Genomic DNA, 25,530 nt, shown 5'->3' with positions numbered 1-25,530 from the left:
GTTAATGGCTGTGTTAAGATACTTGATCGGCTGTTTTTTTGCAATAGTTATTATAAGAGCGGCAGGTAATTTATATAGCTGTCAATCATGATTTTAACTATCTTTTGGAGCATCTTGTGATTATTAAAACGATGTGCCGCCAAGCTGCTACAGGCTGGCACGAAATTATTAATTCAGTTTGTCTTCGTTTAAAGCAAAAGATTGAAAGATCATTGCGGAATTAAAAAAATGGTAGCTATTTATCCAATGTTAAGATGACAGCGCAGGTTATTTTTTTTCACGGTGGTGGCGAAAGACAGGACTACGAGCAGGATAAGAATCTGGTGGTTTCACTCAAAGAACAGTTAGGAGCTGCTTACTTTGTACATTACCCTTTTCTACAAAATACAGGATCGGCTGATCTGGGGCGCCGCGAGCAGATTACCCGGGAAATTTTAAACAGCCAGGATGGCGTAATTCTGGTTGGTCACTCATTAGGCGCTTCGATGTTACTTGCTTGTTTATCTGAAAAAAAGATACAAAGGAAGATTGGCGGTGTTTTTCTGATGGCAACGCCTTTCTGGACGGGGGATGAGCAATGGGTCAGGCCTTTCAAATTGCAGCCAGATTTTGCTGAAAAAATGGATCCGCAAGTTCCGTTGTTTTTTTATCATTGCCAGGACGATCAAGAAGTGCCATTCGTCCAGCTAAGCAAATACAGACAAAAACTTCCATGGGCATTTTACCGGCAATGTAGCTGTGGTGGCCACGATTTTAACAACGATTTGGCAATCGTAGCACACGATATAAAATCACTCAAAAACGGCGCTTACATACAAAGATTTAGTAGTGATTATTGAAATAAAGCTATGCACCTGGGGCCGAATTGATATGTACAGCGTTACCGATGAAGCCAGGATGTCTGCAAATCAGCGATCCTTAGGGTAAGAGATGCAACAGCTGTTGCACATACCGCCTGATACTTACCGGTTGATGATTCCCTCATCTGATTTTATTCATCGACCTGTGAGGTGCCCGTTCACCGTTTCAAATAGTGAAGCGCCACGCTGCCGGATTTGAAAAGGATCGTATCATTAAGTTTTAAGTTCAGGTTTTGGTTCAGATTAGCCACATCAAGCAGTCGTCTTCCTTTTCCGATCATTACAGGATGGACAACCAAATTAAACTCGTCGATAAGATCTGCTTCGATCAGCTCAGCAAGCATGCTTAAACTGTCAACCGAGATTTTTTTTCCAGGCTGCTGTTTTAATCTCAATAATTCCTTTGAAGGGTCGCTGCGAACGATTCTGGTTTTATCGTCAGTGCTGTGTAAGGACCGGGAAACAACCACTCGTTCAATTGCTGTAAGCTTTTGAGCAAATCTAATTTCGTCGGCAGTTCCGGATTTATTTTTAGCCACATCCGCCCAGTAAGGAAACATAAGTTCATACATCACACGGCCAAAAAATATAAGGTCGACCTCGTCCATCATTTGGGTGAAGTAGTCATGAACTTCCTGGTCGGGGCTAAAAGCTGTGTGATCGCAATATCCATCGATACTGATGTTCATGCCGAATGTTACCGTTCTCATCTTCTTATTTTTTATAATGACCATTCAAAAATAAGATATTGCATGGCTTCGCATGCGGGCGCACTGCGACAAATTAAAGGGGTATTTAAGCCAATCCGGTCAAACCGATAGCTGATACGCTTTCAGATTAATAGGTAAAAGATATTTTAAAAAATGGCTGCCTTAACGCATGGTAATATTGCAGGCGGCTAATTTAGCCACCTGCAAATCAAATACTGGTTAAAGCTTAGCATTTATTCAGAAAGAGCCCTTTTAACGGAATCTTTGTATACTAAAATCTTTGGCCTCGCCAATTGCTCCGATGCGTGCATTCAAGGTGTAGATCTGGTTGTTGACTGCCACACTGGTTGTGGCACCGGTGTAGCCAGATTCATCAAATTTAACGATGGATGCACTTTGCCAGTTATCATTGCTTGTAAGTCGTGCGACGCGCGAGCCGCCGGTGACCACATAAAGGTCCTGATTCAGAAAGGTTAGCCCATCGCCTGGCAGAGCACCAGTACCGGTAATCTCAGTGATCAGATTATTTTTTTGCAAATCCACTTTGAAGAGCTTTCCCTGTCCGGTATTTGCAACAATCAGGTAGCCATCCGGATGATAAACGATCCCGTTAAGCCCGAAGTTGGGACTGCTAAAGTTGGTTTCATCGCGGACAAGAACGCTGCCTGTTCCATCAGGGGCCACTTTGTAGATGACAGGGGAGAAAGAGTCTGTTACATAGGCAGTACCATCCGCTGCCAGCGTTACATCATTAGCAAAGTTTCGCTGTTCGGCAGGTATCAGCGAGGCAAGATCGGTACGGCGTTCCAGCTTCCGGGTAGTTAGATTAAAGACCAGCAGCTCGGCTGTTTGAAAAGCGCCCGCCTGCGTACTTTTTACGGATATTCCCCGGTCACTGTTGCAAACAAAAGCATAGTTTCCTGCAACTTTCATACCGATTCCGCTGATAAGCTCAGGCACATCAAGCAAATCTTCATAAGTGCCGTCGGTGCTCACCGTTCCAATTTTGCCCAGCGGAATGGAGGTGATCAGAAATTTGGATAATTGCGAAGAATAAGCAATGCCTTCGGGATACTGACGCGCGGCTACGAAATCGATGCGCTCAGGAAATGGGGCGTTCGGACTGTCGCGGTGGTCCTCACAGCCAAGCAGGCTAAATAAAGAAAGAGATGCAAAAGCGTAAAAGTGGCGAAATGGTTTCATAATCGAACAGGTTAGTTTGGATAAAAATCATTGACTATTTTTTAAGAAAATCACTAGTGCCGGCAGCGGGCATGAGCCTGTGATCTTGTGTTTTAGGTTTTGTTCTGGGTATAAATTATTGTGCCAAAATGTTTTAGCTATTTGAGAAGATTTTTCTTTCTTTGTTAACTGTCGATTATGCCTGTGAGCAGTGGGATAATTCAGAAAAATTTAAACCTGTAAGAGCGGACTATAAACAAGAAATGTATGGACAGTAAAAAAGAATCTCCTTTGATCATCACCCCTGAACAGGGGAGAAGTATTTCGGTAATGGGAGGAAATTACCGTATTCTTGTTACAGGTAAGCATACCGCAGGCGCTTTCGCAACAATAGACATGCTGATTCCGCCGGCAGGTGGGCCAGGGCCGCATTCACATCCGGATTTTCAGGAAACCTTTTACGTTGTTGAAGGTCAGGTTGAGGTCAAATCCGAAGCGGGCACGCACATAGCCACAAAGGGCAGCTATGTAATCATTCCCAAAGGTGGAATTGTTCACCAGTTTAAAAATAAATCCGATAAGATCGTCCACCTGCTTTGTACTGTGGTTCCCTCAGGCCTTGAAGAAATGTTTGAAGAAATGGGAGAACCAGTCGGCCCTGGAGAGTTTTTGCCTTTGCCGGTAATGGATCAGAAAATGCAGCAGCATATGAAAATGCTGGCCGAAAAATTCGGACAAAAGCTTTTTCCGCCAGATTACCTGGCATGAACGGCAGGCGCTAAAATTGCCAAATTCTTTGGCTGTGAGAACCGGATATGGTCTGGAGAATGCCTTTCTTTTTCTTCTTATATAACTGCCCGGTAGTTACAGTTTCATATGCCGTTTCGGGCGCTGGAACTGTAACTACTGGGCAAGCAGATTTGTGAGCTGACGACACGTTTTATTAGCGCTGACTATTACGCGCAGATGTACTTTAAAATCAACCGCTCAGTTAAATTCCCTTTTAACTTTTCTTATCTTGTTTTTCGGGTTCCTGCAAATCCAGACGGTAGATTTCCATGATGTTCTCCAGCAATTTTTTAAAATCGATTTTCAAATCGATCAAGTTTCCTGAATGCACATCAAATACCCATCCATGAACGGTTAAGCCCCGGTCGCGCTGCGCTTTTTGCACTTCTGCGGTTTTGATCACGTTGATGCACTGCTCCTCTACGTTTAGTTCTACGAGTCTTTTGTAACGAAGTTCTTCATTTTCGATCGCATTCAATTCTTCCTTATGCGTACGATAGACATCGCGTATGTTTCTAAGCCATGGATTTAATATACCCAAATCACCCGATTTCATGGCTGCTTGCACGCCACCGCAATAGTAGTGTCCACAGACCACGATATGATCTACTTTCAAGTGTTCGACGGCATAATTTATTACCGACATCACGCTCAAATCCGTATTTGGGACCATATTGGCGATGTTTCTGAGGATAAAGGCCTCGCCAGGCGCTATACCCATAAGCTCTTCGGCAGATACGCGGCTATCCGAGCAGCCGATGTAAAGTATTCCAGGCGTCTGGCCCTTTGAAAGGTCACTAAAATAACCTGGCTCAACGGCGAGTTTTTTTTGAACCCAGGTTTGATTGTTTTGAAAAATTTGAGCAATATCCATGTGATTTCAAGTTTGGTTGAAAATAATTCTAACTGAAATTAAATCAAGATTGATTCAACAGTGTTTTTTCTATCGCGGTCTTAGCTGACTGAGTAGTTTTAAAACTACAATATTTTGCCGTGCCGCAGTTTGCTGCGCAAATTAGCAAATTCCGGCAATTTTCGTTCGGTAAGCAGAAAACAACGTCAGCAAATAGCAGCGTTCTTACAGGTAGCTTTTTTGATCACCCAATCTTTTTTATCTTTAAATACAAACGGCATGAAGCGTCCATGTCGTTGTAAGTACTTTACACCAAGCCCTGAACTGTGTGGCTCTTTAATAAGTGTCTTCTATTAAAATGATGAAGACAAATTTATTGACGTGTTTACTTAATCTGCTTTATAACGCAGCAGCTGAATTAACCCAATGTGCTTTTCCAATTCTTCTTTAGATCTGAATATTTTTGATTACTTTCAGCCTCCTGCCATTTCTGGTAAAATATTTTTGCTGCATTCGCCTTTTGCATTTGACCGGTTCCTTTTTGCAGCAGCTGAAAGTTATTATCCTTATCATATTTTTTTCCTCCCTTGTAGTTTGCGTAGCGACGCGCGCGGGTGAAGCCCATTTGCAAATACTTACGTGCCATATCTGCTCCAACAAAATCATCGCAACCGAGGTAATCCAAAAAAAGTGAATAAATCTTATCACTGCTTTCCTGGGCTATGGCTTCGGTTTTGAATCGCCAAAGCGGCCCGATTTCTGATTTATACGGCTCGCAGATCAATACGCCCTGCTCTCCTTTTCCAACCCGGTAAAGCTGGGGATTTTGGCGGTAGTCGGTATCTGCTTTCCAGGCATAAGCCGGCTTATCGAAATGAAGGTAGGATGGTTTTTCGCCCATATCATATTTTAGCTGATGTCCTGCGGGTTATTCCGGTTATATTAAAACGCTGTTAATGATGACATGCTGGCGCCGGGTGAAGTCTGTTGATGCAAAAAAACTGTAATGTGCAGACAGCGTATCTTGTATTTAAGCAGGTGTGATATATCCCGCTATTTGAGCATTGATCTGTTAGGGTTTAATTTCCACAGTGGTATAACTACAGATTCGGGCAAATAGTCAGCAGTCGGTGGTATTCTCAGGATAGATAGGGCAAAAAACAGTAGAGCCGCCTTGTTGACAAGGCAGCTCTACTGTTTTAAAAAAACAAAATTTATGCTTTGGCCGAATCGCGCAAAGCCTTGATGTTATCGTGGGCAGCGTTGATCTTTTGTGCCTGATCCTGCACAATCGTTAATGCCTCAGAGGTTAATTCTGTGCTGCTGAGAGCGTCCTTATAAGCCTTTTTGATGGCATCTTCGCCACGTTCAGCCTCGGAAAGGATGCTTGCACGGTCACTTCCTCCAAACAGGGATTTAACATCGATCCAGGCGCGGTGTAAAGTTCCGCTCACACTATTTTCGGTTTCCTGATGTGGCGATGAGCCAGCTATTGCAGCCAGCTGCTGCACATTTTGGCGGCTTTGCTGTGCGTAATCTGAAAAAAGTGCTTTTAGATCAAGATTTTCGTCCTTAATATCTTCGATCGCTTTTTCAAAACCGGCTACGCGGTCGTTATTAATTTCGATCAGATCGGCGATAACGCCTGTTGCATTTGATGAAGTTGTCATAAACTAATTAAGTTGTTTGTTGATTTTGGTAAGTTTTAAAGAATATCATGCCAGAGGGTAATTCGGACTTGTGCATGTGTGCTGTCCGGCGCATATTTTACCTGATTTTACAATAGGGTAGGTAAAAACGTTTGGAAAGTTTATTTTCGTTAATAATTAACTAACTATAAAGCTGCGAAGGCTTTCTGGTGTGTTGTTTTTTGTCAGCTTGACTATGAAGAAGAACCAGGTTTTATTGAAATTTGTACTGTTTTTGCTGGCTGCATGGTGTTTTTTAAGCAGTTGCAATAAGGGTCAGAATGAATTCTCTGATTATGATAAAGCGGCCATCATTGAGCATGGAATTCATCACATTTTTCAATCGTCGCGTTTTGCTTCCGATTTTTATCTTAATCCCGTTCAGATCGTGAAATCCTCGAACGTTCCAGGTTCTGTAAGAATTGTGGTGAATGGCAGATCTTGCGCACTTATTGATGAGCTCTCAAAGGAATTATATCAGGAAGACCCAGGTCATCCGCTCCCTTTTGTTAAAGTTGTCAAACTTGATAGGATAGGTACTAATCTGGTTGGACTGGATGTGGAATTTCCTTCCATTGAAACAACTTTCTACATGAAAATAAAACATTCGCCCGGTGATATTCCCGAAATTGTCGCGCTGAGTAGTTCAAAAGCTAAGGAATGACGCTGCAAAGAATGACCTATGTCATTCAATGATTTTGGGTTCATTTCATTGCCCAAAAACCGGAATTGCTTGGCCTGGCAAAAAAATAGGTTCATAACTACAGTGAAGGTTTTCAAATTTTGAAGGCTGATCTTTACGGTTTAATCCCTGGCAATCAATTCATTTATGGCTAGCAGGAATGAATAGATACGATCTTATAGCTTCATGCTTTAAAAAAACGGGATGTGAGAAAAACCGGATGTATCATTTTCTTTTAGTCACGGCACTAACCTGGCTTTGTCAGGTAATAATTTCCAAACGTATGCTAACCTTTTGATCTGGTAGAAGAAAACGTACCGCTACTTGATAATTATAAATTTTATTTAAAGTTTATTTAGTAAAATAAAATATTAAGTTTTCTTAATTTCGCGGTAGTTATCTCTAACCCTTAATTTAAAATCCAATTGGTCTCATTTAAACTTATTGGCGGATTGCTATCGGCAGCAGTTGTGGTTTCTGTTACAGCATTGCATCGTATACCGGTCAGTAGTCAAAGTCGTATTTATCAGACTAAGAGCCAGGTCTCATTCATGGGAAGCAATGATGTAGCCCCGCATCCCAAAGGTGCAGTTTCCTATCATGCATCCCCTGACAGTAGCCGCTTTACACATATGATGCTTGCACAAGGTCTAGATGAGCCGATGGAAATGGCTATACTACCCAGTCTGGATGTTGTAATTGTCGAGCGTAAAGGTGCTGTAAAGCTTTACAGTCAAAAACAAAAACAGTTAAAAACGATCGCTCACTTTAACGTTTTCAGCGGAATCGAAGATGGTTTGCTTGGCGTTGCTGCTGATCCTGAATTTGATAAAAACCACTGGATTTACTTTTACTATGGGGTAAGCGGAAGTAGAAACGTGAGTAATCTGGAGCGCTATGAGATGATCGGTGATCAGATCCGTATGGAATCGAAAAAAATCTTACTTCAAATTCCAACACAGCGAACTTACTGCTGCCATTCGGCAGGTTATCTTACCTTTGATGCCAATGGATTTTTGTATCTTTCAACGGGAGATAATACAAATGCCGAAGAAATTGAAGGCCATAATCCAACTGATGAACGCCCTGGAAGGCAGTTGTCAGATGGTCAGGGTACGACAGCGAACAGCAAAGATTACCGTGGTAAAATATTAAGAATCAAACCCGAGCCTGATGGTTCGTACAGTATTCCGGATGGGAATCTTTTTCCAAAGGATGGTTCCTTGGGTTACCCGGAGATTTACGTTATGGGTTGCCGCAACCCTTTCCGCGTGTCGGTCGACCCTAAAAACAACTTCGTCTATTGGGGAGATGTGGGACCCGACACCAACGTGCCGGCAGAGGAAAACTTTCTGAGTTACGATGAAATCAATCAGGCCCGCAGGCCTGGCTTTTTTGGGTATCCGTATTTTTTAGGTAATAATGAAGCATTTCCAAAATACGATTTCCAGACCAAAAAAGAGGGGCCGGGGCAGGATCCGCTTCATGTTACCAATCATTCGCCAAATAATTCCGGAGTTAGAGATCTACCACCTGCCCAGCCGGCCATGATCTGGTATGGGAAAGGTGAGTCCAAGCGGTGGCCGTTGGTGGGGAAAGGTGGCGCAAGCGCAATGGCGGGCCCGGTCTATTACCGCGATTTATATCCGGATGCCAAATACAGATTGCCTGCGTATTACGATGGGAAACTCTTCATTTACGACTGGATCCGAAAATGGGTCATGGCCGTTTCCTTGGATGAAAACGGCAATTATGCAGGTATGGAGCCGTTTCTTCCGCATTTAAAATTGGCCGCGCCTATGGATATGAAAATAGCGCCCGATGGTGCGATTTATATGCTGGCTTATGGAACAAATTGGTTTGCAAAAAATACAGACGCAGCACTAATGCGTGTGGAATATTCGGAGGGAAATCGTAATCCCATCGCCGATATTCAACTCGACAAGCAATATGGTGCTGCTCCGATGGCTGTCGTGCTTTCGGCAGCGAAGTCGAAAGATTATGATTCCGGAGATAAGCTGAAATTTGAATGGACCATCGGAACAAAAAAAGCATCAGGGCCGAGTTTAAAACATATTTTTACAAAGGCAGGGGTTTATGACATCGCACTGACAGTCTCTGATCAAAAGGGAGGGAAAGGTGTTGCAACAATGCAGGTCAAGGTAGGTAATACACCGCCTGTTGTATCAATAACCAGTATGGCCAACAAGAGCTTCTATTGGGATAACGCCGTTTTTGATTACAGCATCAGCATCAAGGATCCGGAAGATAAAGCGATCAATAGGTCGGCTGTGACGAGCTCTTTTAACTATTTGCCTTTTGGGAAAGATTTGGCCACCGTGCTTTCGGGCGCAGGACATGGTAATCTTAAATATGCCGCAGCTGAAAAACTATACGCATCTCTGGACTGTAAGGCATGTCACACGCCGGATACAAAATCGATTGGGCCGCCCTTAAACCAGATTGCCCAGCGCTATAATGAAAAAGAAGGGGCGGCAGAGAAGCTGGCAGAAAAAATTATCAAAGGAGGTAGCGGAAACTGGGGGACTTATCCGATGCCGCCGCACGCTGATTTGTCTAAGAGCGAGGCTTTGGAAATTACCCGGTATATTCTCTCGCTGGCAGAAAAGAAAAAACAGCTTCCCTTCAAGGGGCGAATTGCGCTCAGCGAACATATTGGGCAAGGAAAACAAGGTGCTTATGTGCTGCAGGCTGCTTATACAGATCAAGGCGCCAATGCGATCGAGCCGCTGAAAAGCAGTAGTCATATCGTCCTTCGCGACCCACTTATACAGATGGAGGATTATGAAGAAGGTAGTGCCAATGTGGTCATTGCTACGATCAATACCGGATATATTTCATCGATCTGGGCTAGAAACGGCAAGTACGTAAGCTTTAAACATATTGATTTGACTCATGTTAAAAAAGTGCGGATTCGTCTGCAGCAGCAGGGTGCGGGCGGTCTAATCAAGCTGCGGCAGGGAGATTCGAAGGGGGTGGTGATCGGAAGTCTGGCCGTGCCGGCAGGGCAGCCTAAGGATGTCAAAACGGACTGGAAGGAATTTGACATCAATATAACGCCGTCTTCGGGTTTTAAAGACCTTTATTTTACCTTTTCAAATCCCGATTTAAGTAAATCAGGCTTGTTTTTTGTCGACTGGATCCTTTTTGAACACTGATCCTGGTTGGTAGCCAGCAAATAGGATGGTAGGCCGCATATATGTTGCAAAATTACAAGTACAGCACCAGAAGCGCTGATGCAGATTAGGGGCACTTCGCATCTGGTTGCTTTTTAGATTAGTAGGCTTTCGATTTTTTTTCTCACTAACCAGGCTGTCATTGCCTCTTATTATAATCGCTGGTCTGCTTTGCGCTGACCTGGGTGCTGGGTTGTTAAAACTGGTCGGCCGGCCGTGACTGCTATTTAAGGATTTTATTCTGAGCTAACTACTGCTGAGCGCCCTTACACCTTCAACTGCTCATCTTTTGCACGAAGGGTTCTAAGCCTTTATGTCCCGTAACCGGACCCATTTAGCAGGGAATACCGGTGGATTGATCGCGGCCTAGCAGGCTTTATTTGTAAGGCAAGCGGCGCTGCGGACAGTCAAGTAAAAATTATAAAATATTTTTTGGTATTAAGTATTGCATACTTAATAATTATATTGTTATTTTGAAGTATACAAAATAATATAAATAATTAAGTAGTTTGCCATAGGCGGACTTCCCGGATTAGACAGCGGCGGGTGAAGTGACCAGTCAGTATGCACTTCTGCTGCCGGACATAATTCCAGCGAGCCACAGAACTGCAATCTTGGCTACTGACTTTTTGATCTTACATATAAATTATAAAATAATGCAACCGGAAAAATACCTGAAACTGTACCGCGGCACCCTTCTTGATAATGTCATACCGTTCTGGCTTGAAAATTCCTGGGATCATCAGTTCGGTGGATATTTTACCTGTCTGGATGAACAAGGCGGCGTTTTTGATACTGACAAATTTGTCTGGCTTCAGTGCCGTCAGGTCTGGTGTTTTGCAATGCTTTATAACAAGGTTGAAAAAAAACAGCAGTGGCTTGATTTTGCCCTGCAAGGGGCAGCTTTTCTTGAAAAAAACGGACGGGATCAAAGCGGGGATTGGTATTTTTCATTGAGCAGGGAAGGTAATGCGCTGACGCAGCCTTTTAATATATTTTCAGATTGTTTCGCCTCGATGGCCTTTGGTCAGCTCTATAAGGCAACCCAAGATCCCCGGCATGCGAAGATAGCAACAGATACGTTCAACAGAATTTTGCAAAGAAAAGATACACCCAAAGGTGTCTATGATAAAAGTTTTCCTGGCAGCAGGCCTTTAAAAGGATTTGCCCTCCCGATGATCCTGTGTAATCTGGTTTTGGAAATCGAGCATCTGCTTGAGAAGGCATTGGTTGAACAGACCATTCAGGATGGCATCGATACGATCATGAATCAGTTCTACCGGAAGGATCTGGGACTTATTCTTGAAAATGTAACTGCGGACGGAGAATTTTCCGATACTTTTGAAGGAAGACTGATCAATCCCGGTCACGGAATAGAAGCGATGTGGTTTTTGATGGATCTTGCCCAGCGTTCGGGCAATCAGGATCTGGCAAAAAAAGCAACGGAAATTACCCTGCAAATCCTGGATTTTGGCTGGGATAAAAAACATGGGGGCATATTCTACTTTATGGATATTAAGGGCTTTCCGCCGCAGCAGCTGGAATGGGATCAGAAATTGTGGTGGGTGCACATGGAAACCTTGATCAGTCTTTTGAAGGGTTATTTGCATACAGGCGATGAAAGATGCTGGAGCTGGTTTGAAAAGGTGCACGCTTATAGCTGGGATCACTTTGCCGACAAGAAAAACCCTGAATGGTTTGGTTACCTTAACCGGCAGGGCGAAGTATTGTTACCTTTGAAGGGCGGCAAATGGAAGGGCTGTTTTCATGTCCCGCGGGGTTTATATCAATGCTGGAAAACTTTGGAAGCTATTTTAGCAAAAAAATCGTCAATTCAATATCACTAACATGGCCGCAATTCCTGTAAATACTGTTTCGGTAGCCGGGCCGGCCGGGGGCGAAAGGCAAAATTATACGCCTGCTTTATTGACCCTGGCCGTGCTTTATTTTATGATGGGATTTATTACCTGTCTGAACGATACGCTTGTGCCGTTTTTCAAAAGAGGCTTTACGTTGAGCTATTCTGAATCATCACTAGTACAGTTTTACTTTTTTTTGACCTACGCAGTTGCTTCCATACCGGCTGGCAGAGTCGTTGAAAAAGTGGGTTATAAAAAAGGAATGGTGTTGGGATTTTCAATTGCTGCGCTAGGCGCGCTGTTATTTTTTCCTGCATCGCTCATGCACCAGTATTCGCTGTTTCTGGCCGCCTTATTTATTGTCGCTATCGGCATTGTGCTTTTGCAGGTTGCAGCCAATCCGTACATCACGATTCTGGGGCCGGCAAAAACGGCATCTTCCAGACTTACATTAATTCAGGGCGTTGGCTCGATTGGAACGACTACCGCTCCGCTTTTTGGAGCCTATTTTATTCTGGCGCCCCTTGAAAATGCACAGGCTTCAAGTGAAGCTGTTCGCTTTCCCTATCTTGGAATCGGCGCGGCCTTGCTTATTATAGCGTTTATTGTGAGCCGTTTGTCTTTACCTGTAATCAAATCTTATCAGCGGATAACCGAATCAAATCAAGAATCCGGTACAGGCATTTTTTCGTTCCGAAATCTAAATTTCGGTATAATCGGATTGTTTGTCTATGTGGGTGCCGAGGTTTCTGTAGGGACTTTTCTGACCAATTACATCGCTGAACTTTTAAAAATCACAGAAAGTGAAGCCAATAATTACGTGGCCTTTTATTGGGGGGCCATGCTTGTGGGGAGACTAATCGGGGCAGTGCTGCTAAAATCGATTAAAGCCAGCTACGTTCTGAGTTTCTGTGCTGCTGTTGCGATCTTCTTAATGCTGGTTTCCTTAAATTCTGCGGGCAATCTGGCAGTCTGGACAATGATTTGTGTCGGGCTTTGTAACTCGATTATGTTCGCTATCATCTTTTCTTTGGCCGTCAACGGTTTAGGTAAATACACCACGCAGGCCTCCGGGCTTTTGTCCACAGCGATCGCAGGAGGTGCGGTCATTTCTTTTGGGCAGGGGTTGCTGATAGACCACACAAGCTGGAAAATTGCGTTTATGCTGCCGGTCGGATGTTATGGTTATATTCTTTTCTACGGACTTAACGGTTATAAGTCAAAATTTAGCACGTTATGAAAAAATACCTGATTGCGGTGCTTATTGTGGCAGCTTGCGCCAGTTTGAGTTTTGCGCAGCAAAAATCAGGACTTAGTTCGAGGATACTGCTTATTCCTCTGGACGCACGTCCTCCCTGTCTGAAACTTACTGAGAAAATGGGCCTGATCGGCGATGCGCAGATTGTTTCGCCTCCCTTGGAGCTGCTTGGTAACTTTGAGCAGCCTGGTAAATCTGAAAAAATTAACGAATGGATTTTACAACAGGATCTTCAATCCTTCGATGCTGCCATCATTGTGCTGGACATGATTGCCTACGGAGGCCTTGTGGCTTCGCGCAAATTTCTGATTGAATCAGATCAGGCGCTTTCAAGAATTGAGATTTTAAGGAATATAAGAAAAAAAGCACCCGGCATTCGAATTTACGGACAAAGCGTAATTATGCGCCTGGCTCCAAGCGCTGACGGGAAAAACGAAGCCTACCGCGAAAAGCTGGCAAGATGGGCAAAAATTTCGCCGGACACCCAGCAAGCAACCAGCGCAGCGGTTAAAAAACTGGAACAGGATATTCCTGCCCAGGTGCTGGCAGATTACAAAAGAGCAAGACAGAGAAATTACAAAACCAATTTGAAAGCCATTGATTATGTAAAGGACGGACTGATCGACTATCTGATATTATCGCAGGATGATGCATCTGCCAAAGGCGTTCATCTGATCGACCGGGAAAATTTGATCCAAACCCGTGAGCGCTTAAAGTTGCAAGATAAAATTGCTGTGCAGCCCGGAGCGGACGAAGTTTCGATGCTGCTGCTGGCCAGAGCATTAAACCAGCAGCACGATTTTAAACCAAAAATAAAGGCGTTTTATTCCTCCGAAAAACTGAAAAATTCGGTAATGCCCTTTGAAGACCGGATTCTGTCTCAGACCGTTAGCCACCATATTGCAGCGGCCGGATCTGAACAGGTTCAAAAGGAAGATAGTGCCGATATTTTATTCTACGTATTCGCTTCCAGGCGCGAGCCTGCGGTAGCCCAAAGATTTGCTGCGGAGATTGAAAGTAAACTGACAGCGGGCAAAAGGGTAATTGTGGCTGATGTGGATCCTGTTGGTGATGTTCAGGGTGGGGATTCGCTCTTTACAAATGCGCTGCAACAACGGCATATTTTTGCAGCGCTCAGTGGATATGCTTCCTGGAATACAGCCGGCAATACCATCGGAACAGCCTTGCCGCATGGGGTTATTTTTACACTGGCTGAATCGAAATTTTTGAAAAACAAAGCTATAGCAAACCGGATATGGACGGCTCAAAACTGGTTTATGATTAACCGCGTGATAGACGATTACTATTATCACAATCTAGTCCGGGCAAAGGCCAACACGTATTTATCCGCCGGGAAAAAATTGCCAAGCGCTACACTGATGAGCGTTCAGGATACTAAAAAAGTAGAAAACTATTGTCTGAATTTACTGCAAGCGTATATGCGTAGTTTTCTGGATACTTACTCGGTGGCAGATCAGAAACTGCAAAAAAATGTGACATGCATCAAACCTGTAAATTTGACCTTTTCGCTGCCATGGAACCGCACTTTCGAGGCAGATATTGATTTTGATATAAGTTGCCAATCAACACAGTGAGCTGACTATTTCTAAACCCCTAAAAACAAATGCTTCAATGTCCAGTACCCTTTCCGGCCCTGAGCCGGTAGGGAAAACTATGTCCAATTAAACCCCCAATCATTTAACCAATGCAGAAATTTACAATGAAAAATCTACGCAAGGGCTGGTGGCTCGCTGCGCTGATGGCGATTTTTATGCCGTATTTTTGTATAGCACAAAATCCGGAATTAAAAGGAAAAGTGACCGAAAGTACCGGCGGCACCCTGCCGGGCGTAACCGTTTTGATCAAAGGAACTTCAAACGGTACGACAACCGACGCGGAAGGTAATTACAAGCTGGCCTTAACGCAAACATCGGGAACGGTGGTGTTTTCATTTATGGGAATGGTTAGCCAGCAGATCGCCTTTAACGGTGCCGGCGAGCTTAACATTTCCATGGTTTCTGACAGCAAAACCCTCAATGAGCTGGTTGTGGTTGGGTATGGTACACAGAAAAAAGTAAACCTGACAGGTGCAGTGTCGGTCATTGATGGTGAAAAATTAACCAGCCGGCAAGTTGCCTCGACTTCACTGGCTTTGCAGGGGGCAGCTCCGGGTGTTACGATAACGCAGCAATCCGGTGTTCCGGGTGGCGATGCAGGAACCATACGTATACGGGGTATCGGCTCTATTAATGCCGGGCAAAATCCACTTGTTCTGATCGACAACGTTGAAATGAACCTGGATGCGATCGATCCAAACAACATTGAAAGTATTTCTGTGTTGAAAGATGCCGCTGCCGCGGCTGTATACGGTTCGCGCGCCGCAAACGGGGTTATTCTAATCACCAGTAAACGTGGGGCAAATGGGATAAACGTGAGTTATAACGCGTATGTCTCCAATCAGACGCCAACGGACTTGCCCCAAAAAGTAAACGCTCTGGAGCATATGAAATACTGGGACATCGCGCAGCTCAACAGTGGCCTGCCCGCTGCGTTTACAGGACAGATCGCAGCCTACGAGAAGAACGGGCCGGACAATTTTAGCCTTTTTAATACCGACTGGAAAAAATTGGTTCTGACCGCAAACGGCATGATGCAAAACCATAATCTGAATATTTCAGGCGGCTCTGACCGCATTAAAGTGTTCGCTTCGGGAAGCTTCATGGATCAAAATGGTCTGACTGCAAACACAAATTACAAACGATCGGATTTCCGCTTTAACACAGACATTGCCATAACCAAAAAGTTGTCGGCTTCGATGGATCTGGTTCTTAACAAGTCCAACCGGCTTTGGCCGGGACAATCTACACCCCAATCGATCATACGTCAGATGCTAGGGTTGCCCGCTACGGTTCCGGGAAAGTATGATAGCGGAGAATGGGGCGAAGGCTGGTCGAATGCCAATCCTGCGGCGCAGGCCGAGGATGGCGGTTTTTCCAGAGCTATAACCAATTCAAGAATCATCAAAGGTGCACTGACCTATAAACCTTTTGAAGGACTGGAAATTCTTGCCACATACAGTTCAAACTATTACACCACGCACGGGCGGAATTTTACGGATCAATACAAGATCTACAATGCGGATCCATCCACCAAGACCCTGGTTTTAGCCCGCCCGTGGCCGGCTCTGAACTCGCTCTCAGATAACAATTCGGAAAACACACAGAATCTTTTCCGGGCGCAGCTTACTTATAACAAAACTTTTGGCAGACATAACTTTACAGCTCTTGGCGGTTTTAGCACAGAGGATTTCAGCACATCCAATGTTAACACGTTCCGTCAAAACCTTCTTTCCCCTGATAGACCCTACCTTGACAGCGGAGATCCGCTCGGTCAGACCATCAGCGGAGGAGCCAGCAAGTATGCGATGGTATCGGCGTACGGACGACTGAATTATAATTACAATGAGAAATATCTGCTGGAAGTGAATGGGCGGATGGATGCTTCTTCGCGTTTCAGGCAGGAAAACTGGTGGAAACTTTTTCCATCTGTATCAGCCGGGTGGAGAATCTCGCAGGAAAATTTCTGGACAGCGGTCAACGCTGTTATCAACGATGCAAAGCTTCGTGCTTCTTATGGAACGTTGGGAAATCAGAATTTGATCAGAAATGATGTGCAGGATTATTACCCGAGTTATTCAACATTTTATTCAGGAACAGCCTACAACTATTATTTTAACAACGTAGTGAATGCGGGGTATGCGCTCACAACGGCAGCCAATCCAAACATTCGGTGGGAATCCTCGAAAATTCTTGATATCGGCGCTGATTTCGGACTGCTCAAAAACCGGTTGTCGGTTACTGCGGATTATTTTCAACGCGATATTTCTGATATGCTTCAGCTGGTGCCGATTCCTGGTTATGTGGGCCTGGCCTCGCCTTTTGTGAATACAGGTTCCATGCGCAATAAAGGATGGGAACTTGCCGTGGGCTGGAAAGACAAGATCAGTGATTTCAGCTATCAGCTACAGTTCAACCTATCAGATGTAAAAAACAAAGTACTCAAAAATGGCGGCACGCCCATTATTAACGGGGCCAGAATACAACAGGAGGGATATGCGTTGGATTCTTACTACGGATACCAGGCTGATGGGTTATTTCAGACGGCAGAAGAAGTGAAAAACGCGCCATTCCAGTACGGAAATACTGCCCCGGGGGACATTCGCTATAAAGATATCAGCGGCCCTGACGGTGTTGCCGACAACAAAATTGATAGTTACGACCGCACGATTCTTGGAAATTATTTCCCGCGCTATGAATACAGCTTTAATCTTGCGGCCCAGTATAAAGGTTTTGATCTTACGGCTTTTTTTCAGGGTGTTGGCAAAAAAGACAATTACCTGTCAGGGACCGGATCGCAGCCCTTTTATTCATCGGATTTTCAAGGGTCCATGTTTAAATACCAGCAGGATTTCTGGACGCCACAAAATACCGCAGCAGCTTATCCTCGCCTGACGGCCAGCAGTATTCCAAACAACTATGTGGCCTCTTCCTACTGGGTCAGATCCGCCGCTTATTTAAGAATTAAAAACTTGGTGCTGGGTTATACCTTACCGAAAACGCTCACCGAAAAGGTGAAAGTCAAGTCGGCAAGAATTTACCTGAGTGCTCAGAATCTTGTGACATGGAGCAATTTCTTTCCCGGCTTTGATCCTGAGCAGCGCGATACGGGAGGCATCTTTTATCCGATCATGAAAACATACACCGTAGGTATTAACATTAAGTTTTAAGAAAATGAAAAAGAAGATCATCTGTATCATTGCGCTTTGCCTTTCGCTGGAAGTCTTTACAGGTTGTAAGGACTATCTTCAGCAGGTGCCGCTGGACTCGCCAGCAACCGGCCAGTTTTTCAACAACCAGACTGAAATGAATGCTGCGCTGACCGCTGTCTATAAATCCGCTTACTGGAATACGGGCAATACGCCCTATCAGTCCATCATGGACGGCTGGACGGATCTTGCGCTGCTGCGCGCTCCGGATATGGGCGAAGGAAATTTTGATGTTTTTAATGCCAATGTAAAATCGATCTGGACACTTGCTTACACAACCATTCAGCGGGCCAATACAATGATCGAGGGGATGCAGGCAGGCAGAAGTAATGTGCCCGCGGCTGCCTATAACCGCATGCAGGCCGAGGCAAAAGGGCTTCGGGCATTTGCATACTTTTATCTGGTCAACATGTATGGTGATGTTCCCTTGATTACCAAACCGCTGCTGCCGGATGAATTTTATACGCAGTTGCGCGCTCCCAAATCTGAGGTTATAAAATTTATCTACGAGGATCTTGATGCAGCCGCCCAGGTGCTGGATTGGTCAGCTTCGGACCGGGGAAGAATCTCAAAGGCTGTGGTGCTGGGCATCAAAGCCCGAACCGCATTTTACAACAAAGATTACAAAACAGCGGCTGAGCTGACCAGACAAATCATCGAAGGGGCAGGGCTGGGGCTAAATCCGAAATTTCAGGATCTTTTTACCAAAGCCGGCCAGACGCCCAACGCCGGAAAGGAGATTATGTTTGAAGTGCTCTATACGGATGCAGATGCCAATTCGATAACTTATCTGCCCCTTGGCAGCATTTCAAGAACAGCTGGCGGACAGTCCGGCCGCTTTCCCCAGCAGCGTTTGGTAGATATGTTTGAAGCAAAAGATGGCAAACGGATCGATCAGTCCAAAGTATATGATCCGAAAAATCCAAGGCTGAACCGCGATATGCGGCTGAAATATACCGTAGCAATTCCTGGTGATACTATTACGATGAACCAGAGCACGTTCGTCTATGACATTTACAAAAATACCACGTCGGTCAAAAACGCGGACGGAACATGGAGCACCAAAGCGAATGCTGATTTCGATAATGCTTATGGGCCATCGAAAAGCGGGGTAGGACTGCTGCATGCAAAATACACGTTCACCGCAGAAAACGCTTTTGCGGCGCGCGTTAACTTTATTCTGATGCGTTACGCGGAAATTTTGCTTACATATGCAGAGTCGAAAATAGAACTCAATGAGCTAGACGCTTCTGTGATCATGGCAATAAATCTTGTGCGACAAAGGGCAGGCCAGCCCCAGGTGGAAGCTTCGGTTCAGACAGATCAAAATAAGCTTCGCCAGCTCATCCGAAGAGAACGTACAGTAGAGCTGGCCATGGAAGGATTCCGCTGGTTTGATATACGGCGCTGGGATATCGCCTCGATTGTGATGCCTGAAAAAATTGTAGGGATTCCCAAGGATCCGGCAGTGGGTGCGGCTGCTCCGGATTTTACCACAAACAGTATTAATGATCTTAATAACATACCGACCTATGCCGCCAGTGAAAGCAGCCGGATGCTGCGGGAAATCCGCTACTGGTATCCGAAATTGAAATTACTGCCAATTCCGCAGTCGGAGCGCGACATAAACCCAAAACTCACACAAAACCCGGAGTGGTGATCCCTTAACCTTTGTTATATCTGTGTTAGCTTCGTTAAATTTGAATTATGAATCGTAGAAATTTTATAGAAAACATTGCTTTAAGCAGCGGCGCACTTGCCACTGCCACTGCGTTTGTATCAGCACCGGCGGCGGCTGAGGCAAAGCCGCCGCAGCTGACTAAGTCTGAACTAAGTGCCGATGTGGTCATTGCCGGCGGCGGGTTGGGCGGCTGCGCGGCAGCCTTTGCAGCATTGCGAAATGGCTTGTCGGTGATTTTGACAGAGGAAACCGACTGGGTCGGCGGGCAGCTGAGCCAGCAGGGCGTTCCACCTGACGAGCACATGTGGATCGAAACCCATGGCGCGACACAGCTGTACCGCGATCTGAGAAATTCGATACGCCAGTATTATAAACGTAATTATCCGTTGACCGCTTTGGCAAAAGCAAGAAAAGAGCTCAATCCCGGTGATGGAACCGTTTCTAAACTTTGTCATGAGCCAAGGGTTGCAGTTGCCGTTTTAACCGAGATGTTTACACCTTACCTGAGCACAGGCAAATTAACACTGCTATTGGACACGAAAATCACGTCGGCTTCTGTGCATGGGGATCAGGTCAAGGCATTGGAGGCATCAAGTTTAAAAACGGCAACCAAGTACAATTTGTCAGCGCCCTATTTTGTCGATGCGACAGAAATGGGTGACCTTCTGCCTATGACCGGAACTGAATTTGTCACCGGTGCTGAGTCGAAAAGTGAAACCGGTGAGCTGCACGCACCCCAGAAAGCAGATCCTGAGAATAATCAGGCCTTTACCGTATGTTTTGCCATTGACTATGTTCCCGGTGAAAATCACGTAATTCCAAAGCCCAAAGATTATGATTTCTGGAAGAATTTCGTTCCCCAAATGGACAAGCCCTGGTCAGGCAAATTACTGGATCTTGCTTATAGCAATCCCAAAACCCTGGAGCCCAAATCGCTTGACTTTCATCCCGAAGGAGTCAGCCGTGGACAGACGCTGAACCTTTGGAATTACCGCAGGATCATCAACAAGGAAAATTTTGTCAACGGTACATATTCAGGTGATATCACGATTGTGAACTGGCCGCAAAATGATTATTTCCTGGGCAATTTAATCGGCGCAAGCCAGAAGGATTTTAAAAAACATTTTGACGCGGGAAAACAGCTGAGTTTGTCTTTGCTGTATTGGCTGCAGACCGAGGCTCCGCGACCCGACGGAGGGAAAGGATGGCCGGGTGTCCGGCTTCGCAAGGACATTATGGGCACCGAAGATGGATTGGCAAAATATCCCTACATCCGTGAGTCGCGCAGAATTAAATCAGTTTTTACGGTGAAAGAAGAGCATGTGGGCGCATTAAACCGCGCTCAGATCACGGGTAAAACCGAGAATACGGCGGCCGATTTCTACGATAGCGTCGGCATTGGCTATTACCATATCGATCTGCACCCAAGCACGGCAGGCAATAATTACATCGATTTTGCCTCCCTTCCATTTCAAATCCCACTAGGGGCACTGCTTCCCAAAAGGGTGGAAAATTTACTTCCTGCCAACAAAAACATTGGAACAACCCATATCACCAATGGCTGTTACCGGCTGCATCCGGTCGAATGGAGCATCGGAGAATCCGTGGGGCTTCTGATAAAATATGCGCTGGATAAAAAGGTGATTCCCAGAACGGTTCGCCAGCAGCCGCAGCACCTGAAAGAATTTCAAAGCTTTATTCGCAAGCAGGGGATTGAAACAGAATGGCCAAAAGCATAACCTTAATCTGACGTAAAATGATTAAGTAGCGCGTTGTGCTTTCAACTTGCTAAATATAAACCCGGCTGATGCGGGTCTTTCATTAATTCTGACTTTGAAATGCTAATAGTATTAATGAAAGTAAGTAAGTTTGAAAGAAAGTATCAGTAAAAAAAAATATGAGTCGAACGATTCGGTTGGTGGGCGCAGCAGGTAAAAAAGGCGATCCAAAAAAGATTATTTTAGGACATTTTGCAAATAATGGAAATACCACAATTCCTGAGCTTAGTAAGGATCTGGATGTGAGCGTGCCCAAAGTTACCTCCCTGGTCAATGAACTGATTCAGGAAGGGTTGATAAAAGATTATGGCAAGATCGAATCGAGCGGAGGCAGAAAACCTAATTTGTATGGAATCGTTCCGGATTCGGCCTTTTTTATCGGTGTGGATGTGAAACAAAGCCATATTAATATCGGCTTGTCTGATTTACAGAAAAACCTGGTTAAGATTTCTGAAAAGCTGGATTACAGGCTTGACAATACGGCCCACTCCTTGGAGTCGTTGTGTTCTTATATTGAAAATTTTATAGCAGAGATTGACGTTCCTTCGGGCCGCGTTTTAGGAATTGGCATAAATCTATCCGGACGCATCAATTACACGACCGGGCATAGTTACAGCTTCTTTCATTTTGATGAAAACCCGCTTGCCGAAATTATCCACAGCAGGGTCGGCATTCCTGTTTTTTTGGAAAACGATTCGAGGGCGATGGCTTACGGGGAGTTTTGTGCAGGTGCCGTGCAAGATGAAAAAGATGTGCTTTTTCTTAACCTGGACTATGGAATCGGCGTGGGCATTCTTTTCGATGGACAGCTTTATTACGGGAAATCAGGTTATGCCGGTGAGGTGGGACATATGCCTTTTTTTGACAATGAACGTATTTGCCACTGTGGAAAAAAAGGTTGTTTGGAGACAGAAGCGTCCGGCTGGGCGCTTACGCGGATGTTTCGCGAAAAACTTGCCGAAGGATCTTCCTCGGTTCTGACATCAAAAAGAAAAATGAAGCCCGAAGATATCACCATGGATCATATCATTGACGCAGCCCTTGGAGACGATGTGCTGGCCATTGAGCTGATTGCCAGAGTGGGTGAGAATCTGGGCCGGGGCATTGCAGCGCTCATCAATGTGCTCAACCCTGAACTTGTCGTGTTGGGCGGAAGCCTGATTTCAACCGGTGATTATCTTTACCTTCCCATCAAGACTGCGTTGAATAAATACTCGCTAAGTCTGGTAAATAATGATTCGCAGTTAAAAATGTCAACACTGGGCGAACAGGCCGGAATTCTGGGTGCCTGCCTGCTTGTCAGAAACCGGGTCCTGGCCATATGAAATAAAATTGAGACGGTTTGCCTTCTGGCTGCCGGGTGCAGTTACCGGCAGCCAGAAGCCAAACCTTTCTGCGCCTGCAAAGCAGCGGGAAAAAAAGTGATTCGTTGGTTTTGTCAAGAAATGAAATGGCTGTTAAGGATTACCCTTGCAGCTTTTTGCTGCGCCGCCAGCCCTTGCTGGCATGCCGGTTTTAACAAGAATGCTGTGAATGCGCTCATACCTTGATGTGTTGATCATAAACGATAAGGTAAATCGCCGGACAGCACGGTTTGCTATGCTGAAATGGCGATGTGATCCTTCGGTGAGACTGCGTGCTTGGGCAGCAGAAGGCCTTCTCTATTGCTCTTCTTTGATGTTCAATACTTGCGCTTGACAAGGCTGCTTTACTGTTTCATTTTCACTGAAAACCCTCTGTTTCACGGGTAGGGCTACTTATAGACCGTAATCCAGCCGGAACGATCCGCTGCAACCGCACCTAGAAATTCTTCCTCAGGGCTTACTGGCTTTAACTGAAATTTTCTTGAAAGCAGATCCATTACCTGCCGGTTATCTGATCTGACATAGGCTTTGCCCAGTTTTGCGTTGTACTGAATCTCAATATTTTTCACAAGCCCGTTAGGCTGCGCCGACAGAAAATCACTTAAATCTTCTCCATTTCCCCAAAACAATAATGTTTCCATAGCCAAAATGTGATTGGTAAGCAGAACCGCTGGTAAATAATCGAACCCGATATGCTAATATAAAGACAATTTTAAACTAAATAAAGAAAAAGTCCTACAGCTTCTTGTAGCAGCTCCGCTGACACCAGCCAGGGGAAATATCGGGAAACTTTCAAGGGAGATGGGCTTAGGACTCGGCGCAACAACCGGCTATAAAATGAACAGTCCTTCAAATGATTCAGCGTAAATTTTTTGATTTATGAGTAGAATCGCAGACTTTGGGTATTGTTTTGGCAAAAGGGTATTTTCAATCTCAAAGAACCTTGTTATGCATATAGAAAGACGTGATTTTTTATCGACCCTAACGATGGCCTCGGCCGCTACCCTGTTTTCAGGTAACCCGCTGCTGGCTTCGCTGGCGCCAAAAAAGGAAAAACTTGGCATCGCCCTTGTGGGGTTGGGCTACTACAGTACCGATCTTTTGGCTCCCGCGCTGCAATTGACCGAAAAGTGCTATCTGGCAGGTATCGTTACCGGTACGCCCGAAAAAGCCCAGACCTGGAAAGCCAAATATAAGATCCCGGAAAAGAATATATACAACTACCAAAATTTTGATAAGATCGCAGACAATCCTGATATCGATATTGTCTATGTAGTGTTACCGCCTTCCATGCACCGCGAATTTGTTGTAAGGGCAGCAAAAGCTGGCAAGCATGTGTTTTGTGAAAAGCCCATGGCACCATCGGTTGCTGACTGTGAGGCGATGATCAGCGCCTGCAAAACCAATAAGGTGAAACTCGCGATCGGCTACCGCTGCCAGCATGACCCCAACATTCAGGCTTATATGAAAGTGGCCAAAGAAAAGAAATTTGGGAAAGTGATGATGGTAAACAGTGCCGCTGGCTATTTGGATAACCGCACAACGCACTGGAAACAAAATAAAAAACTGGGTGGTGGTGTGATGGGGGATATGGGAGTTTATGCGCTGCAGGGAGCCCGGCTAGCTACCGGCGAGGAGCCTGTAAGCGTTACTGCGCTGGCCTCGACCACCCGTCCTCAAATTTACAACCAGGTAGAGGAGACGATGATGTTTATGCTTGATTTTCCAAGTGGTGCACGCGCTGCCTGCCAGACCAGCTTTGGTATCAACATGAATCATTTGCAGATTAACTATGAAAAAGGATGGTTGAAAATGGAGCCTCACTCTGGCTATTCGGGTAACAAGGGAAGCATGTCCGATGGAACCATTATCAACTATCCCATCCAAAATCAACAGGCCAAACAGATGGATGAGGATTGTTTGGCGATCATAAGCGGCAGTGAGCTGATCGCTCCGGGCGAGGAGGGGCTCCGCGATATCCGCGTTGTTGAGGCAATTTATAAATCGGTCGAGACAGGAAAAAATGTGAAAATCTGAAAAATTTGCGCCTCAGATCATCTGCTGTTTTCAAAAGTAGTACTTGGAGCTGATTTATATACTGTTGCCTGCCAGCTAAAATCGCGGGTTTTAAACTCGGTTTTAGCTGGCAGGCAACTTTGCGTGCTAATTATTTTTTTTCTTTACCAACAGCAGATCCTCTTTATCAAAAGTAAAAACCTGCTTTTGATTGCTTCTTCGGACTACAACACTGTAGGCGTTGGTCAGCTCATCTATCTCCAATACCTCTCCCAGGTTGACGATGAAGTCTCCGGTTCGAAGGCCGCCGATACTTGTTTCTTTAATGTTGGAAGGTGCTAGTTCTGTTTTCATAATTTTTTATTTAAGCTGGGTTAAGTTATTCAGGTACTTCATTGGGTCAGGCAACGTTTTCGTAGTTTTTCATAAGCATAGGTTAGGTTAGCCGATAATTATCTGGTTTTACCAGGGCACAAAATCGCAGCGATTTTAACGTTCTGTTCAGTGGTATTAAACAGATATACCAAAATCAGACCAGTAATCCGGGTGCCTTTCAAAACAGAAAGAATAGTTATTATTCGGTTAAAAGACTTTTTAAACGTTTTTGAACCTGTCTTCTCAGGATATTGACATGTGGTAGGTTTTGGCGTAACGTTTAAAATTTAGCCTTGATTTTACAAAATCAGTATACAAAAAATCCATAGCTGTATTTAAAATGTCGCTGTGTTATTCATCAAAGTGAAAGGTCTGACCGAAAGCTGAAACAGGTTTTCGGCAGAACTTTTCTC

19 protein-coding genes are annotated in these 25,530 nt (G+C 44.9%); 12 read left to right on the top strand and 7 right to left on the bottom strand.

Features of this window, described 5'->3' with window-relative positions:
* Nucleotides 1–254: 254 nt before the first annotated feature.
* Nucleotides 255–839, top strand: coding sequence for an alpha/beta hydrolase (locus tag BMY70_RS02290; RefSeq protein WP_090331536.1), 585 nt, complete (start codon nucleotides 255–257; stop codon nucleotides 837–839).
* Between the two features lie 179 nt (nucleotides 840–1,018).
* On the opposite strand, the gene BMY70_RS02285 is transcribed toward BMY70_RS02290, so the two are convergent.
* On the bottom strand, nucleotides 1,019–1,570 hold the full coding sequence (locus tag BMY70_RS02285; RefSeq protein WP_090331534.1) for a dihydrofolate reductase family protein: 552 nt from the start codon (nucleotides 1,568–1,570) through the stop codon (nucleotides 1,019–1,021).
* A gap of 252 nt (nucleotides 1,571–1,822) precedes the next feature.
* Nucleotides 1,823–2,773 carry an SMP-30/gluconolactonase/LRE family protein gene (locus tag BMY70_RS02280; protein WP_090331532.1) on the bottom strand — a complete coding sequence of 317 codons (951 nt, stop codon included), beginning with the start codon at nucleotides 2,771–2,773 and terminating at the stop codon, nucleotides 1,823–1,825.
* Nucleotides 2,774–3,019: 246 nt separating this feature from the next.
* On the opposite strand from BMY70_RS02280, the gene BMY70_RS02275 reads away from it, so the two are divergent.
* Entirely contained in the window at nucleotides 3,020–3,520 is a 501-nt protein-coding gene (locus tag BMY70_RS02275) for a cupin domain-containing protein (protein WP_090331530.1), read from the top strand.
* 235 nt (nucleotides 3,521–3,755) lie between these two features.
* On the opposite strand, the gene BMY70_RS02270 is transcribed toward BMY70_RS02275, so the two are convergent.
* The 3 genes from BMY70_RS02270 to BMY70_RS02260 all read right to left on the bottom strand — a co-directional run bounded on the left by BMY70_RS02270 (nucleotide 3,756) and on the right by BMY70_RS02260 (nucleotide 6,064).
* Entirely contained in the window at nucleotides 3,756–4,415 is a 660-nt protein-coding gene (locus BMY70_RS02270) for a carbonic anhydrase (protein WP_090331527.1), read from the bottom strand.
* A gap of 397 nt (nucleotides 4,416–4,812) precedes the next feature.
* On the bottom strand, nucleotides 4,813–5,295 hold the full coding sequence (locus tag BMY70_RS02265) for a DUF4385 domain-containing protein (RefSeq protein WP_090331525.1): 483 nt from the start codon (nucleotides 5,293–5,295) through the stop codon (nucleotides 4,813–4,815).
* A gap of 313 nt (nucleotides 5,296–5,608) precedes the next feature.
* Complete coding sequence (locus BMY70_RS02260; RefSeq protein ID WP_090331523.1) at nucleotides 5,609–6,064, bottom strand: PA2169 family four-helix-bundle protein; 456 nt, start codon at nucleotides 6,062–6,064, stop codon at nucleotides 5,609–5,611.
* Nucleotides 6,065–6,278: 214 nt separating this feature from the next.
* Between BMY70_RS02260 and BMY70_RS02255 the strand changes: the two genes are divergently transcribed.
* The 9 genes from BMY70_RS02255 to BMY70_RS02215 all read left to right on the top strand — a co-directional run bounded on the left by BMY70_RS02255 (nucleotide 6,279) and on the right by BMY70_RS02215 (nucleotide 22,687).
* The gene (locus tag BMY70_RS02255) at nucleotides 6,279–6,746 is read left to right on the top strand and encodes a hypothetical protein (protein WP_143072036.1); all 468 of its coding nucleotides are present in this window, start codon (nucleotides 6,279–6,281) and stop codon (nucleotides 6,744–6,746) included.
* Between the two features lie 443 nt (nucleotides 6,747–7,189).
* Complete coding sequence (locus BMY70_RS02250; RefSeq protein WP_229209443.1) at nucleotides 7,190–9,943, top strand: PQQ-dependent sugar dehydrogenase; 2,754 nt, start codon at nucleotides 7,190–7,192, stop codon at nucleotides 9,941–9,943.
* Nucleotides 9,944–10,617: 674 nt separating this feature from the next.
* Nucleotides 10,618–11,808, top strand: coding sequence for a n-acyl-d-glucosamine 2-epimerase (locus BMY70_RS02245; RefSeq protein ID WP_090331519.1), 1,191 nt, complete (start codon nucleotides 10,618–10,620; stop codon nucleotides 11,806–11,808).
* A 1-nt stretch (nucleotide 11,809) separates the two neighbouring features.
* A complete protein-coding gene (locus BMY70_RS02240; protein WP_090331517.1) occupies nucleotides 11,810–13,060 on the top strand; it encodes a sugar MFS transporter in 1,251 nt (416 codons plus the stop codon).
* Nucleotides 13,057–14,673 carry a DUF4127 family protein gene (locus tag BMY70_RS02235; RefSeq protein WP_090331515.1) on the top strand — a complete coding sequence of 539 codons (1,617 nt, stop codon included), beginning with the start codon at nucleotides 13,057–13,059 and terminating at the stop codon, nucleotides 14,671–14,673. The genes BMY70_RS02240 and BMY70_RS02235 overlap by 4 nt, the downstream gene beginning before the upstream one ends.
* A 110-nt stretch (nucleotides 14,674–14,783) precedes the next feature.
* Nucleotides 14,784–17,864, top strand: a complete 3,081-nt coding sequence (locus tag BMY70_RS02230) for a SusC/RagA family TonB-linked outer membrane protein (protein ID WP_090331513.1) — start codon at nucleotides 14,784–14,786, stop codon at nucleotides 17,862–17,864.
* Nucleotides 17,865–17,868: 4 nt separating this feature from the next.
* Nucleotides 17,869–19,563 carry a RagB/SusD family nutrient uptake outer membrane protein gene (locus BMY70_RS02225; protein WP_090331511.1) on the top strand — a complete coding sequence of 565 codons (1,695 nt, stop codon included), beginning with the start codon at nucleotides 17,869–17,871 and terminating at the stop codon, nucleotides 19,561–19,563.
* A gap of 47 nt (nucleotides 19,564–19,610) precedes the next feature.
* Nucleotides 19,611–21,323 (top strand): FAD-dependent oxidoreductase, encoded by a 1,713-nt coding sequence (locus tag BMY70_RS02220; RefSeq protein ID WP_090331509.1) that lies wholly within the window; start codon nucleotides 19,611–19,613, stop codon nucleotides 21,321–21,323.
* Nucleotides 21,324–21,481: 158 nt separating this feature from the next.
* Nucleotides 21,482–22,687, top strand: coding sequence for an ROK family transcriptional regulator (locus BMY70_RS02215; RefSeq protein WP_090331507.1), 1,206 nt, complete (start codon nucleotides 21,482–21,484; stop codon nucleotides 22,685–22,687).
* Between the two features lie 428 nt (nucleotides 22,688–23,115).
* On the opposite strand, the gene BMY70_RS02210 is transcribed toward BMY70_RS02215, so the two are convergent.
* Complete coding sequence (locus tag BMY70_RS02210) at nucleotides 23,116–23,367, bottom strand: hypothetical protein (RefSeq protein WP_090331505.1); 252 nt, start codon at nucleotides 23,365–23,367, stop codon at nucleotides 23,116–23,118.
* Nucleotides 23,368–23,674: 307 nt separating this feature from the next.
* Here BMY70_RS02210 and BMY70_RS02205 point away from each other — a divergent pair, with 307 nt between their 5' ends.
* The gene (locus BMY70_RS02205) at nucleotides 23,675–24,763 is read left to right on the top strand and encodes a Gfo/Idh/MocA family protein (RefSeq protein WP_090331502.1); all 1,089 of its coding nucleotides are present in this window, start codon (nucleotides 23,675–23,677) and stop codon (nucleotides 24,761–24,763) included.
* Nucleotides 24,764–24,889: 126 nt separating this feature from the next.
* Here the strand turns inward: BMY70_RS02205 and BMY70_RS02200 are convergent, their stop codons facing one another.
* The gene (locus BMY70_RS02200) at nucleotides 24,890–25,096 is read right to left on the bottom strand and encodes a hypothetical protein (protein ID WP_090331501.1); all 207 of its coding nucleotides are present in this window, start codon (nucleotides 25,094–25,096) and stop codon (nucleotides 24,890–24,892) included.
* Nucleotides 25,097–25,530: the final 434 nt, after the last annotated feature.

Origin of the sequence: Dyadobacter koreensis (assembly GCF_900108855.1) — a bacterium.
GTDB classification, from domain to species: domain Bacteria; phylum Bacteroidota; class Bacteroidia; order Cytophagales; family Spirosomataceae; genus Dyadobacter; species Dyadobacter koreensis.
Note: the sequence above shows the minus strand (reverse complement) of the source record. Positions and strands in the feature narration are given on the sequence as shown.

Bases quoted from the DNA above. Each gene is read 5' to 3' on its own strand.
- BMY70_RS02290 (WP_090331536.1), top strand. From the start codon at position 255: ATGACAGCGCAGGTTATTTTTTTTCACGGTGGTGGCGAAAGACAGGAC.
- BMY70_RS02285 (WP_090331534.1), bottom strand. From the start codon at position 1,570: ATGAGAACGGTAACATTCGGCATGAACATCAGTATCGATGGATATTGC.
- BMY70_RS02280 (WP_090331532.1), bottom strand. From the start codon at position 2,773: ATGAAACCATTTCGCCACTTTTACGCTTTTGCATCTCTTTCTTTATTT.
- BMY70_RS02275 (WP_090331530.1), top strand. From the start codon at position 3,020: ATGGACAGTAAAAAAGAATCTCCTTTGATCATCACCCCTGAACAGGGG.
- BMY70_RS02270 (WP_090331527.1), bottom strand. From the start codon at position 4,415: ATGGATATTGCTCAAATTTTTCAAAACAATCAAACCTGGGTTCAAAAA.
- BMY70_RS02265 (WP_090331525.1), bottom strand. From the start codon at position 5,295: ATGGGCGAAAAACCATCCTACCTTCATTTCGATAAGCCGGCTTATGCC.
- BMY70_RS02260 (WP_090331523.1), bottom strand. From the start codon at position 6,064: ATGACAACTTCATCAAATGCAACAGGCGTTATCGCCGATCTGATCGAA.
- BMY70_RS02255 (WP_143072036.1), top strand. From the start codon at position 6,279: ATGAAGAAGAACCAGGTTTTATTGAAATTTGTACTGTTTTTGCTGGCT.
- BMY70_RS02245 (WP_090331519.1), top strand. From the start codon at position 10,618: ATGCAACCGGAAAAATACCTGAAACTGTACCGCGGCACCCTTCTTGAT.
- BMY70_RS02240 (WP_090331517.1), top strand. From the start codon at position 11,810: ATGGCCGCAATTCCTGTAAATACTGTTTCGGTAGCCGGGCCGGCCGGG.
- BMY70_RS02235 (WP_090331515.1), top strand. From the start codon at position 13,057: ATGAAAAAATACCTGATTGCGGTGCTTATTGTGGCAGCTTGCGCCAGT.
- BMY70_RS02230 (WP_090331513.1), top strand. From the start codon at position 14,784: ATGCAGAAATTTACAATGAAAAATCTACGCAAGGGCTGGTGGCTCGCT.
- BMY70_RS02225 (WP_090331511.1), top strand. From the start codon at position 17,869: ATGAAAAAGAAGATCATCTGTATCATTGCGCTTTGCCTTTCGCTGGAA.
- BMY70_RS02220 (WP_090331509.1), top strand. From the start codon at position 19,611: ATGAATCGTAGAAATTTTATAGAAAACATTGCTTTAAGCAGCGGCGCA.
- BMY70_RS02215 (WP_090331507.1), top strand. From the start codon at position 21,482: ATGAGTCGAACGATTCGGTTGGTGGGCGCAGCAGGTAAAAAAGGCGAT.
- BMY70_RS02210 (WP_090331505.1), bottom strand. From the start codon at position 23,367: ATGGAAACATTATTGTTTTGGGGAAATGGAGAAGATTTAAGTGATTTT.
- BMY70_RS02205 (WP_090331502.1), top strand. From the start codon at position 23,675: ATGCATATAGAAAGACGTGATTTTTTATCGACCCTAACGATGGCCTCG.
- BMY70_RS02200 (WP_090331501.1), bottom strand. From the start codon at position 25,096: ATGAAAACAGAACTAGCACCTTCCAACATTAAAGAAACAAGTATCGGC.